Source organism: Pseudoalteromonas sp. AS71, from assembly GCF_038900275.1.
Classification (GTDB): Bacteria; Pseudomonadota; Gammaproteobacteria; order Enterobacterales; family Alteromonadaceae; genus Pseudoalteromonas.
Genome location: NZ_JBBMQZ010000012.1, coordinates 103269 through 116876, shown reverse-complemented (window position 1 = coordinate 116876; position 13608 = coordinate 103269). Strand labels below are relative to the sequence as shown.

The following is a 13608-nucleotide window of genomic DNA, read 5'->3' as shown; positions in this document are numbered from 1 at the left end:
GTTGTTTAAAGTAATCTCAAATTAACGAATACATTGTGGTCTTGGCTCAAACTCACTCGCTCTAAGCGGAAGCTGAATCACCTTGCCACAACCTGGTGGTGCCTGCTTACCCGTTTGCTCATTTACAAATGCCCAGCGTATTGATGGTGGACGAGTATCTGCTATTGCTTGTGGGTTAAGTGGCTTTAAGTAACGAATATACGCTTCTAATGCGCCTACGCTGCCTGTTAAACCTGTGCTTTTGTTGTCGTCTCGGCCAAGCCACGCAACAGTCACTGTATTTTGATCAAAGCCTGCGAACCAACTATCACGTAAATCGTTACTAGTTCCTGTTTTACCAGCTAGTTGAATTGACGGAAAGTGTAAATTCAATCGTTTAGCTGTACCGTCTTTCGTTACGCGTTTCATTGCGTATTTAGTCATATACATTGCAGATTTATCAAAACGAGGCTCTGCATTTACTGTATGTTTATAAAGCACTTTACCAACTGAGTCAGTTAATGCCGAAATTGCAGTGAGCTTTTTATATTCGCCATCTGCAGCAATTGTTGTATAAAGCTGAGCAACTTCAAAGCTCGACATTTCAACAGCTCCTAAAAGCAACGATGGGTAATCGTCTATTGCCCCTGTTGCACCTAAACCTTTTAGTGTATTTACTACCTTATCAACACCTACATCGAGGCCTAAATTAACCGCTGGAATATTAATACTGTTACTAAATGCTTTATAAAGAGGGATTGCACCACGGTATTGATGATCAAAGTTCTCTGGTTGCCACACTTTTCCCTGCTCATTTGTAACCTGTACTGGCGAGTCATCAAGCAAAGTAGCTAAATTATAATGTGGTAATTGCAAGGCGGTTAAATACACAGCTGGTTTTACCAGCGAGCCGATATTACGCTTTGTATCTAAAACACGATTAAACCCTGAATAACGAACATCGCGCCCTGCAACAAGTGCGGATACACCGCCCTTTTCTACATTTACAGAGATCATGGCCGCTTCTAGATTTTCGGTTCTAGGGCGATTTTCTAGGTACGGTAAGCTTTTTTCAACAGACTCTTCCATTGCAGTTTGCTTTTGCAAATCAAAATAAGTAAATACTCTTACGCCTGCATCAAGTGTGTGCTGATCTGGCAGTAATTTATTTAGCTCCCTGTTTACTAGCTCTAAATACCCAGGGTATGATTTTTGTAAGCTGGCTTTCATAGGCGCAATATCAATTGGGCGGTTAAGCGATGCACGGTACTCTTTTGTACTAAGTAGCTTGTTTTCAACCATAAGGCGAAGCACTAAGTCTCGGCGCTCCATTGTACGCTCTTTATAGCGACGTGGGTTGTAATAAGATGGACCTTTAACCATTGCCACCAGCAAAGCAATTTGATCGTACTCAAGCTCGTCTACCGGCTTTGAAAAGTAAAAATCAGCAGCAAGCCCCATTCCATGCACACCTTGGTTATATGACTGACCTAGGTATACTTCATTTAAGTAAGCTTCTAATATCTGATCTTTTGAATAGCGATAATCTAAAATAAGCGCAATAAAGGCCTCATTTATTTTTCGTACTAAAGAACGCTCGCGTGTTAGGTAAATATTTTTAGCTAATTGCTGAGTAAGCGTGCTGCCACCTTGAACGGTGCGCCCCGCTTTAATATTAGAATAAAGCGCGCGTAAAATAGAAAACACCGATACACCATGATGTTCGTAAAAATCACGGTCTTCAACGACCAATAGCGTATCTTTTAGCATTGCTGGAAACTTATCTAGTGGTACAAATTCTCTATCTTGTTTAGAGTCATTACCAATACGTGCTATTTGTACAGGCTCTAAACGAGCGGTGTTTAAACGTCTGCCAAACTTATCTTTAATAGTCGCAACTTTTTGTCCTGCAAAGCGAAGTTCAATAATATGTGATTCTTCAAGCCCATCATAAAATTCAAAATCACGACGATAAATCTTAATGCTATCTGCTGTTTTAACAAATTGCCCTGTTCGGCTTAATCTATTAACAGATGAATAATTTAAACGCTCAAGTTCAAACACAACCTCTTCACTTGATAAAAATTGCCCCGGATAAAACGCCATAGAACGAGCATACACTTGCGCAGGGAGCTGCCATTTATTCCCTTCAAATTGACGTGTTATTTTTGAATCTAAATAAATGAAGTACATTGCCATTGCAATAAAAACAGCCAAGCTTAATTTCCAAAACACTGACCATGTTTTTCTCATAAAAGAACGTTTAACAGTAGCTTTCACTGTTTTTTTACTGCCCTTTGAGGTGCTTTTTTTTGTCGTGCTTGACGATTTACTTGCACGTTTAGTTGCAGGTTTACTGGTAGGTGTTTTTTTATTGTCGGCCATTTAAGTGTAATTTATTCCAAGGGTTATTCACGAGTGTGAGCTTAGCATATTGGGCATACCCTAACATCCGAAAAGTTAACCCTCCCTGAAACAAAAAAAGCCCTACCGAAGTAGGGCTTTGTGTAAACATACTATTATTTAAATAAACTATTAGCTATTTCGAACAGAAACAAACTCTGGGTAGGCTTCAATACCACAATCGTGTTGATCCATACCGTTTAGTTCTTCTTCTTCGGTTACTCGTATACCCATTGTTTTGTTAAGCACAGTCCAAACAATAAATGATGCTACAAATACAAAGGCAAGAATACATACTAGACCAATTAACTGATTAACAAAGCTTGCGTCGCCATTTGTTAGCGGTACTAACATAATACCTAATGCGCCACACGTACCGTGAACAGAGATAGCGCCCACTGGATCGTCAATCTTAACTTTATCAAGTGCTATGATACTAAATATAACAAGTGCACCACCAAGTAGACCAAGTAGACATGCCATTAATGGTGATGGTGATAAAGGGTCTGCTGTAATAACAACTAAGCCAGCTAACGCACCATTTAATACCATGGTTAAATCTGATTTACCCCAAAGTACTTTGCACACAAACAGTGCTGCAATAGCACCCATTGCAGCGGCAGCATTAGTATTAAGTAATATTTGGCCTACTGCAGTTGCGTTTTCTTTATCAGAAAGTAGTAATTGAGAACCACCGTTAAAGCCAAACCAACCCATCCATAAAATAAATGTACCTAGTGTAGCAAGTGGTAAGTTTGAACCTGGAATCGGGTATATTTCACCGTTCTTACCGTATTTACCTTTACGAGCACCTAGAATTAACACACCTGCTAATGCAGCTGCTGCGCCTGCGCCATGTACAATTGCAGAACCTGCAAAATCAACAAAGCCCATTTCAGATAAGAAACCACCACCCCATGTCCAGTAACCTTCAATAGGGTAGATAAAACCAGTTAGTACTACAGCAAAACCTAGGAAAGCCCACAGTTTCATACGCTCAGCAACAGCACCCGATACAATCGACATAGCGGTTGCAACAAATACTACTTGGAAGAAAAAGTCAGATTCTAAAGAATGGTCAGCATCGGCAGCTTGCGTACCAATTAAAGCGCCTATTGAAGGAATGAAACCACCTTCGGCATTGTCTACATACATAATGTTGTAGCCAACTAATAAAAACATCGTACATGCAATTGAATATAGCGCGACATTTTTAGTTAAAATTTCAGCTGTGTTTTTAGAGCGAACTAAGCCCGCCTCTAACATGGCAAAACCTGCTGCCATCCACATTACTAATATACCTGATATTAAAAAATAGAAGGTATCGAGTGAAAACTTTAGTTCTATTATTGTATTTTCCATGAGACCCCCTTAAATTGCTTCTTCGTCAAGTTCGCCAGTACGGATACGAACAATTTGATCTAAGTCGTACACGAAAATTTTACCGTCACCAATTTTACCTGTTGATGCAATTTTAGTAATTGCTTCAACAACGCGTTGACAATTTTCAGTACGCGTTGCAATTTCAAGTTTGATCTTAGGAATAAAATCTACTTGGTATTCTGCACCACGATATAACTCAGTATGACCTCGTTGACGTCCAAAACCTTTAACATCAACTACTGTCATCCCCTCAATTCCTAAATCAGCGAGTGCTTCACGCACGTCATCTAATTTAAATGGTTTTATGATTGCACTAATCATTTTCATAGCGGCCCCCTCGGACTCTTTATTGTTATCTTATTGGGTTAAACAATCCAACCTTTGTGCCACTATTTTTATACTTTTAAAAACAACAAGTTAATACAAAACACAAACTCAAGATCAAAAAAAACGCACCAATTAGGTGCGTTAATTTAACAAGTCAGCTACATTGGTGCGTGGTATATCTCTATATATTTATCGCGTACCTAGCTTTATTAAGAAAGGTTATACCACACAGTTTCTGCCTTGGCTTTTAGCTTGATATAATGCTTTGTCAGCAACACGCATTGCCTGCGTTAAACTAGTGTCTTGAAAGTCAGCTAAGCCTATACTCGTGGTAATTTTAATCGATTTATCGCTAATAGAAAAATCGTAACTAGCCATCTTTTTCCTGAATGCTTCAAAGTATTCGCGACCGCGTTCTAACTCTATTTCAGGTAATATTATGGCAAACTCTTCTCCGCCAACGCGTGCAACCGTAAAGTTTGAAAATGTAGATCGTATTAAAGAACCAACCTGCTTTAAGGCCTGGTCGCCGCCTTCATGGCCGAACGTATCATTAATATTTTTGAAAAAATCGATATCAAGCAATGCAAGAGTATTTTTTTGATTTTTACCTTTAAGAAGCTTTTCTGCATATTGATAAAAATAGCGTCGGTTATGAAGCCCTGTTAAATGATCCCTATGTGCACTTTCCTTAATATCTGAAATTAACGACAGCTGCTCCATTGTTTGAAGTACACGACAATGAAACTCCTCATTCATAAATGGCTTTGTTAAAAAGTCATTAGCGCCGTATTTAATAAATCGCGCTGATAGCCCATGTTTCCCAGCGCCCGATAAACCAATAATTGCTAAATCGTCTCGGCCTCTAAAATTACGCACAGCTTTAACCAGCTCAAAACCATCCATAGAGGGCATAGCGTAATCAGTCATTAGTAGCTTTATATCAGGATTAGCTTTTAATATTTCGAGTGCTTGCTGACCGTCATGGGCATCTGTTACATCAAACAATTGCTTTTCAAGCATTTGCTTCATTAACGAGCGACTTAGTAATGAGTCATCTGCTATTAATGCCTTACACCCCTGGTTTCTTAGCAATTGCGCAACGAGTTTAACGGCGTAATGGTAAGAATCGCGGTTATCTTTAATGACATAATCAACCACACCCAATTCAAGCATTTGTTGGCGCTTGTACTCATCTATTTTTGAGGTTAAAACAACGGTAGGAATTTTTTTAGATAAAGTATATTTTGCTACTTCACCGTGCGGAGCATCTGGCAGAGTTAAGTCAACTAAGGCAAGCGTATAATCGTACTTTTCTACATAAGTCGCGCATTCAGCTAAAGACCAAGCAAAATCGACAGCTACATCGAGGTATTGTGCCGTTAAGTGGCGAAGCACCTGCTGCACGACTTTACTGTCTTCAACCACTAATACTCTTTGCATAAAGCTTCTCTTTACCTTTAATTAATTTTGTAATAAAACAAAAATACAATGCTATTACCGTAATAGCATTTATCAATAAACATCCAGTGTAGAGTGCACTTATGTGCTTGAAAGCGTAATCCATTAGGTTTTTTGGTGATAGCTTGTATATAAAATCAATACAAGCAGGCCCGCAATATACCTGAATTTTGTAATTAACTAAATAAAGAAACCCAACCCAAAATAACTATAGAAGTGATTAATACGCATCTACATGTGTATTAAACACTTACTTAACTAGTATTATCGGCCACTAGTCTCAATACTTTTGTTATTTAGCTCATTAATGTCTTTAATGGTGTATCAACAATAATAAGGATACCTAATGAAGCTTAGTCGTATTATCAGTTTACCGATAACCGTTATTGCATTAATAATCAGTACAAGCACGCTTGCCGATAACCAACGTCGTATTGATGTAGACAGCAAAGTTGTTACTCAACATAAAGCTAAAATCAACGGTCAACGTTTTAACTACACTGTTGCTACAGGTACACAACCTGTATGGGATGATAAAGGCGACGCGGTTGCTACACTGCAATACACCTACTACACCCGCGACAAAGTTGACGACAGAACAACCCGCCCATTACTTATTTCTTTTAATGGCGGGCCAGGTTCGGCTTCGGTATGGATGCACCTTGCTTATACAGGGCCTCGTGTATTAAAAATTGATGACGAAGGCTATCCAATTCAACCATACGGGGTAAAAGACAACCCATATTCTGTACTTGATATTGCCGATATTGTTTATGTAAACCCTGTAAATACAGGCTATTCTCGCGTACTTGAAAACGAAAAAGGCGAACTCCTTTCTAAAGCAAAACAAAAAGAAATGTTTTTTGGTGTTAATGCCGATATTAAATACCTTGCTGAGTGGTTAAATACCTTTGTAAATAGAGCTGAGCGCTGGCGCTCGCCTAAGTTTTTAATAGGTGAAAGCTACGGTACAACACGCGTGTCAGGTCTTGCTCATGAGCTTCAAAATAGTCAATGGATGTACATAAACGGTGTTGTACTAGTATCCCCTACCGATATTGGTATTAAACGCGATGGTCCGATTAAAGCCGCTAACCGCTTACCTTACTTTGCAGCCACTGCTTGGTATCACAAAGCACTTAAAGCCGATTTACAAGCTAAAGACCTAGACGAGTTATTACCTGAAGTTGAAGAGTTTACTGTAAACGAGTTAATCCCAGCGCTTGCTAAGGGTGGCTTTATTAATGCTGAAGAAAAACGTCGAATTATTACAAAAATGGCGCACTACGCTGGCTTATCAGAAAAATTTGTTGAACAAAATAACTTAGATGTTCCAACTCAATTTTTCTGGAAAGAGCTACTGCGTGATCGCGGTCAAACTGTGGGGCGCTTAGATTCTCGTTATTTAGGAATGGATAAAAGAGACGCGGGTGAATCCCCAGACTACTGGGCTGAACTTACCTCTTGGTTACACTCTTTCACTCCTGCAATTAATCACTACTTGCGTGAAGAGCTAAACTATAAAACGGATGTAAAATATAATTTATTTGGTAATGTTCACCCATGGGATAGAACCGGTAATAATACGGGCGAAAATCTACGTTTAGCTATGGCGCAAAACCCTTACTTAAACGTGATGATTCAATCAGGATACTTTGATGGTGCAACCAATTACTTTGACGCTAAATATACGTTATGGCAATTAGACCCAAGCGGTAAAATGAAAGACCGTTTGAGCTTTAAAGGCTACAGAAGTGGGCATATGATGTACCTTCGCCACGCTGACTTAGAAAGCTCTAACAACGATTTACGTGACTTTATACAAGACGCTTTACCTAAGGAAGGGGAAGCGGCTAAATACTAAAGTATTTAAAACATAAAGAATGGCTCTTTAGGAGCCATTTTTTATGTGCGTTTTTCATATCGTAAACAATAGCTTTTAAGTTGTGTTACTACATCGTTAAAGCAGAACTCGAGGCTTTGCATTTCATTGTCATCAATAGATTCATTTTCTGCATACGTTTCGATCTGCTGGCATATCTCAGCCAGTCTAATAGCCCCAACCGACTTTGAAGACGACTTTAAGGCATGGGCCTGAAAAGCTAAATCAACATAATTTTTACTCTTAGCATACGCATTAGCTAATTTAATTTGCTCCCCTGCCGTTTGTAAAAACGCATTAAACACCATGCAGTGCACAGTAGGATCATCACCAAGCATTGCTTTTAGCAGCGTAATATCGAGTTGATCAAAACTATCTAAAGCTATATTTTCAGCATCTGATTTTTCGGAACATGTATTAACTATTGTTTGAGAGTGCTCCATTAATAGCGACTTTAACTTAACAAGCTCAATGGGTTTGGTTAAAAAGCCATTCATTCCACAACTGTAACAATTATCTATATTGTTTTTGGTAATATTGGCAGTAATTGCAATTATGATCAGTTTATCAAAACGGGTGTTTTCGCGTATTTTTTTAGCTAACCCTAACCCATCGAGTAAAGGCATTTGAATATCGGTTAGTAAAATATCAAAGTGTTTATTTTGCAGACTTTCCCAAGCTTGTTCGCCATTACTTACAAAAGTAGAACACACTCCAAGCATGGTTAATTGCTGTTTTAATACTTGCTGATTTGTAACCTGATCTTCTGCAACTAAAACCTCAAGCGTAGGAAGAGTTACTGTATCTATGCTTTGCAGTGTTATTTGAGGAGATTGCACTTGTGCTGGCAAGTCAGCTTCATCAAAGCTGTTAAAGTTTAGTGTAAAACAAGAACCTTTGTGCTGCTCACTTTGCGCGCTTAAAGAACCCTGCATGCGCTCTACCAGTTGCTTAGTTATCACTAAACCAATACCCGTGCCATTTACTTTACTGGTTTCAGCTCCTAAACGGTCAAAAGGTTTAAATAAGCGAGAAATATCATCTGGAGCAAATCCACATCCGGTGTCTGTTACATCTATTTCGCATTGTTTATTACTTAACACTCGGCAATTTATATTAATGCTGCCATTTGGTTTGTTGTATTTAATCGCATTTGAAAGCAAGTTAAGCATCACTTGTTTAAAGCGGCGCTGGTCAATATAAACTCTCAACCCTTCTAAGGACTCTAAACCCTGGGTTTGCAGTGTTATTGAGTGCCCTTTAACAAGCTCAGTGACGAGTTCTACTGACTCCTCTAATATGCTTTTAATAGGCACATAAGAAAAACTAAACTGCATATTACCCGACTCAATAGCGGTCAAATCAAGTACATCGTCTATGAGTAATAGTAAATGTTCTCCAGCTTGATAAATGCTTTTCGCGTTTTCTTTTTGTATTTTATTAGCACTTTCATCATATCCATACAATTGGGCTAAGCCTAAAATTGCATTTAACGGGGTTCTTAATTCGTGGCTCATACTGGCCATAAAATCTGACTTTGCTTTACTTGCTGACTCAGCCTGAATTCGTAATACATTTAATTTTTGATGGTTATTAGCAACCTCATCAACCATGTTATTAAATGCACTTATTACGCTGCCTACTTCATTTTGTTGTTGCTTATCTATATGGCAATCAAAGTCACCTTTGGCTAAACGTGAAAACCCCTGTTTTAACGTCCTCAAAGGCGACGTAACCCTGTAATCCACCAGCCAAGCTAAACCTATAAAAACGATAACTAAAATAATAAATTGTATATATATTAGGGTGTAATGAAGTTTTGAAGATTCGTTTATTTCATTCGTAAAATTAACAACCAAGCTAATATTAGCCAGCGGTTTATCTAAAAATACCACCTGCTGAGATAACAGCATGTCACCATTTTCATTTGCTCCAACCCAGTTTTCAAGCGGGTATAATTGGTTATTTGAATCCACATCAACAATTTTAATACTTTTCCAATTAGGGCGAGTTTGTAGTTGGCTGTCTATTTCTTCATACAGCTCTGCATACTGCCTAGTTAACAATGGAGTCGTTATAGAAGTCGATAACTGCGCTAAAGAACGCTGTGCAGCCTTTGAAAGCCCATCGTTTACCCAACGCGCTTGCTCAGGTAAGGCGTAAAACATAAAAAGACAGGCCATAAGCAAGCCGCAAAGCAATACAACAATAAAGCTTTGTGCCCTTAGACTACGAAACCCTCTAATTTTCAACATAAAATGAGCGCAAGCCCCACTGAGTCAACTGCTGATACTCTGCTAAAGTTGCAATACTAGGTTTAATAATTGGGATACCTGCAAGTAAATGTTTATGCTCTGGGCTTTGCCCAATATCTAAAATAGCTTGTTGCACTTTTAACTGTATTGCAGGATCAACCCTAGGGTGGGCTACAATTGGATGGCGACTAATTTCACGCGTTTTATAAAGAATTTTAAGCTTATTTTGTAAGCTTTCTGGTTGCTGTTTAAATGTGCCCATTACACCACCACCCGCCATTGTTGAGTGCAGCGCTACATTTAAATATACCGATGGATGAGTTTGAACATATACAGGCTTTATTGTAAGCCCGTATAACAGTGCTAAATCAGCTCTCATTAATAATGATGCCCCTAATGCATTAGGAGCAGGGAATGCTATTTCGGCGCCCTCTAGTTGGCTTAAATTATCAATATTACTATTTTTATTTACGAGCAAAATACCTTGCAGCTTACGCCCTGCATCTTTTATTAGTGGTAAATATCCCTGTTTTTCGTACGCTACAACACTATGCCATGGGTTCATGTATGCAAAGTCGTACTCGCCTTCAGCAAAGGCTTTTTCAAATACCGGAATAGATTCAACTGTAATTAGCTTTATTGTTACCCCTGTTTGCTTACTTACTTGCTTTAACAAAGGTTGCCAAATAGCATTTAGCTTTTGCGGCTCATATTGCGGCACTACACCAAAGGTATATTCTTGAGCCAATAAGAATGAGCTGTGCATCAAACATAATATAGCCACTAAATACTTCATCAATTCTCCAATTAATAGCGTGTCATTATTGCTTAAGCGTAGTTAAAGACTACTCAACACACCATAAAATTATTATATATTCGATATTTAGCACTGACCGGCTTTGATTACAGGTAGTTTTGGAGTGTATTTTTTATGTGTGAGCATTTGGTGCAAATTCATAAATGTGTTGTAAGTACTTTTCAATCCAACCTTATTGCTTAGCCAAGTAGGTATTGCCCCATCAGGCAAAGCATATACTTGGTATTCAATATCAAGGCGGCCTTTGTCCTCACTGAGTAGCCAGCGTGCATTTAAAGTAGTAATTCTTATAACACCATCATTTTGGGGCAGCTCATTAGGGCGCGCATTAACAAGCAATTGGCTTTTATTTGCAGTTAACTGTGAATAACAAGAATGAGTAATGCTATCTCTATCTCTAACAGGCCAAGGAGAATTAAAATAACTGTACACTAAATTTTCTGATGGGCTTATGTGCTGAATAACCTCTACCTGAGATACATTTTCGAGCCATTGGGGTGCGGCATCGGTATCGCTAAGTAACTCTAAAAACTCATTGGTGGATACACCTTTCACGCTCATCTGCGCTTTCACTTCAAAGGTATTATCACTGTGGCTTTGATAATACACACTTACGCCATTTTTGTTTTTATACAAATGCCATGTTGGCTCAGCGTAAGTGTTAAAACTAACTAATAAAAGAATAACGAATAAGCACTTTTGCAACTGAATTTTATTACAAAAGTGCATCATTTATTTTTGCCAGTAAGGTTCTATATCAAATGAAGCAAGGCGACTTTGCTCCATGGCACTCACCAAATATTCAGACTTTTGCTCAAGCCATGATTGGATTTTAGCAAGCTGTTCGTCTTCTTGCCCTGCACATAGCTGCTTTAAATATTCAAGCGTACTTAACTCATAAATACCATGAGAAATATCAAGCCAAGGCAACCTAAACTCTAGGCGTTCTTCTTTATCAAATAACGATCCTAAGCAGTTACCGCTCAGTAAACTATTTTCAAGTTGAGTGCGCAGGTTTAAATACGAAGCGACATCGAGTGTTTGTTCTTTAGGGAGTAATTCGTGCAGGTTTTTCCAGTCTTTATTAAAAAGCCTACTCGCAATCGACGACACGTTTTGCTCAGCCGCTTGAAGCTCTATTTGCCCCCAATCTTTACGCCACTGTTTATCAATTAACCACGTAGTTAACGACAGTAACAAACGATTATAACGCGCACTATGAAACAGTGCATTTATATCGTCAATGCTTGGCTGTAACTCTTTTAAATCACCAATGACTTGAGTAAGTGCTGGAGCTGCATTAATTTTTTTATAAAAAGCATGGCGTTTAGACGTGTACGTTTTTAATTGAATCGCGTTTTCTACCCACGCTAATTCACTTAATAACCATTTAAGCTCTGTACGTAAATGCTCTGTACTTTCTTTGGATACTATATCGTCATACAACCAAAAAGTATGGCGTATTAGGCTAATGCCATCAGTTACGCGTTTAAGCGTTTTTAAACTTGGCTTATCGAAATAGCATTGCTCGTGCTTTTGCACAAAGCGAATGCCAAAATTCATGGCTTCAACTAAAGCACGTTCTTGGGTAGTCGACTTTGGTAATTGAACAAAACCAATAGATTTGCTTGGTGTTAAAGGTTTTTCATCAGCAAGGCGATAACCACGCGCAGCCTTAGAGTATAATCCTAAACGAATACAGTTTTGGCTAACCAGTACATCTGCAAACGCAAACAACTCATTACGACTGCCCTCAACAAGCTCAATTTCAAGCTCGCTAATAATTTCAATTTTACCCGAAGCCGCAATTTCACCTTTATCGAGTACGACTTCAATTTTAGCGCCACTTTCGGTTTCAATTAACCAAGTACGACGAATAAAGTTAGTACTAAATATTGGATACAAGTTTTTTGAAATGGCGCTTACTTGCATGCCATGAGGCCAAATATCAGCATCAAACGCCATTAAATTAGGGCGGCTTGATTCAATTGGTAAATTGTACTCAGGGCGTTGGTGTAGGCCACCTACAACTTCACCTGCAAGCTTTATAGTTTGCTCGCATTCGCTATCAGAACAACGCGTTCTAAAGCCTATATCAAGCGCTCTTAGCTCTCGACTTGGCGTGTCGTAGTATGCATTTTGTAAACTGCGTGACGGTTTATTCTTCACCGTTTTTGCAAATTGAGTAATTAATGAGGGGATCAGTGGAATAACGGCATCTGATACCAAAAATTTCAGTTCTATCTCAGTATCCATTCGGTTTGCGGATTACCTTTAAAATAAATAAGTGCTCAAAATAAACAAAGCGCCTTAACAATGCAAATTTTTTAGTCTTATTTCTCTTGTCATATCAGGGGCGAGTTACAATATCAGTCTTGCTATTGAGCTATATAATCCATACTATCTAACTACTTATGTAAAATAAAACCACGTTCATAACGGACACAGCTAGATCAACAAGGTAGATAAATGCTAAAACATTGTTTATTAGGGCTACTTTTAACAGCCGCCACATTTATGAGTTATGCACAAGAAGCACAACCTGCAAGTTCAACTAATGCAAACACCGCTTATATTATCGATAATCTATATACTTTTATGCGATCTGGTGCGAGTAAAAATTATCGACTACTCGGCTCTGTAGATGCTGGAACAAAGTTAACCTTGTTATCTGCTGAAGAAAACGGCTTTATAAAAATTAAAGATGATAAAGACCGTGAAGGTTGGATAGAAACTAAGTTTGTTACCAAAACAGCAGGCTTACACCAACAGTACAAAACACTAAGTAGCGAAATGAGCACTATGCAAGAAAACCTGCGCCAAGCTCAAATAGAACTTCCGCAGCTACAAGAGCAAAACCAAACTTTAACTGATCAAAACCTGCAGTTATCGGCCCAAATTACTAAGCTTAAAACAACGCTAGAACAAGAGCGCACCCAAAAAGAAGCTGCTAGCTCAAAAGAGAAACGCCAGCTACTCACTTACGGTGGTGCTATTGCGTTTTTAGGCCTATTTTTAGGTATTATATTAACGATAGTGTTGTCGCGTCGTAAGCGCTACGAAGGTTGGGCATAACCCTCCTTTCTATTGAATACAAAAAA

At 38.6% G+C, this 13608-nt stretch carries 10 protein-coding genes; 2 read left to right on the top strand and 8 right to left on the bottom strand.

Translation table 11 applies throughout. The annotated features are described in order from the left end of the window. Nucleotides 1-21: 21 nt before the first annotated feature. From mrcB to WNY98_RS10935, 4 genes are all read right to left on the bottom strand, one after another. Nucleotides 22-2364, bottom strand: coding sequence for a penicillin-binding protein 1B (gene mrcB, locus WNY98_RS10950; RefSeq protein ID WP_197185383.1), 2343 nt, complete (start codon nt 2362-2364; stop codon nt 22-24). A 150-nt stretch (nt 2365-2514) separates the two neighbouring features. Then, on the bottom strand, nt 2515-3744 hold the full coding sequence (locus tag WNY98_RS10945) for an ammonium transporter (protein WP_024598297.1): 1230 nt from the start codon (nt 3742-3744) through the stop codon (nt 2515-2517). A gap of 9 nt (nt 3745-3753) precedes the next feature. Next, complete coding sequence (locus tag WNY98_RS10940) at nt 3754-4092, bottom strand: P-II family nitrogen regulator (RefSeq protein ID WP_004587162.1); 339 nt, start codon at nt 4090-4092, stop codon at nt 3754-3756. 219 nt (nt 4093-4311) lie between these two features. Continuing rightward, nucleotides 4312-5535 carry a response regulator gene (locus WNY98_RS10935; RefSeq protein WP_024598298.1) on the bottom strand — a complete coding sequence of 408 codons (1224 nt, stop codon included), beginning with the start codon at nt 5533-5535 and terminating at the stop codon, nt 4312-4314. A 364-nt stretch (nt 5536-5899) separates the two neighbouring features. Between WNY98_RS10935 and WNY98_RS10930 the strand changes: the two genes are divergently transcribed. Beyond that, nucleotides 5900-7417, top strand: coding sequence for a carboxypeptidase (locus WNY98_RS10930; RefSeq protein ID WP_342877905.1), 1518 nt, complete (start codon nt 5900-5902; stop codon nt 7415-7417). Nucleotides 7418-7458: 41 nt separating this feature from the next. Here the strand turns inward: WNY98_RS10930 and WNY98_RS10925 are convergent, their stop codons facing one another. The 4 genes from WNY98_RS10925 to WNY98_RS10910 all read right to left on the bottom strand — a co-directional run bounded on the left by WNY98_RS10925 (nt 7459) and on the right by WNY98_RS10910 (nt 12763). Next, the gene (locus WNY98_RS10925; RefSeq protein WP_342877904.1) at nt 7459-9690 is read right to left on the bottom strand and encodes an ATP-binding protein; all 2232 of its coding nucleotides are present in this window, start codon (nt 9688-9690) and stop codon (nt 7459-7461) included. After that, on the bottom strand, nt 9677-10486 hold the full coding sequence (locus tag WNY98_RS10920) for a phosphate/phosphite/phosphonate ABC transporter substrate-binding protein (protein ID WP_294123082.1): 810 nt from the start codon (nt 10484-10486) through the stop codon (nt 9677-9679). Before WNY98_RS10920 ends, WNY98_RS10925 begins: the two co-directional genes overlap by 14 nt. An 87-nt stretch (nt 10487-10573) precedes the next feature. Next, entirely contained in the window at nt 10574-11239 is a 666-nt protein-coding gene (locus WNY98_RS10915; RefSeq protein ID WP_342877903.1) for an START domain-containing protein, read from the bottom strand. After that, nucleotides 11240-12763, bottom strand: coding sequence for a CYTH domain-containing protein (locus WNY98_RS10910; protein WP_342877902.1), 1524 nt, complete (start codon nt 12761-12763; stop codon nt 11240-11242). A gap of 213 nt (nt 12764-12976) precedes the next feature. Between WNY98_RS10910 and WNY98_RS10905 the strand changes: the two genes are divergently transcribed. Next, nucleotides 12977-13582, top strand: a complete 606-nt coding sequence (locus WNY98_RS10905) for a TIGR04211 family SH3 domain-containing protein (protein ID WP_342877901.1) — start codon at nt 12977-12979, stop codon at nt 13580-13582. Nucleotides 13583-13608 lie beyond the last annotated feature (26 nt).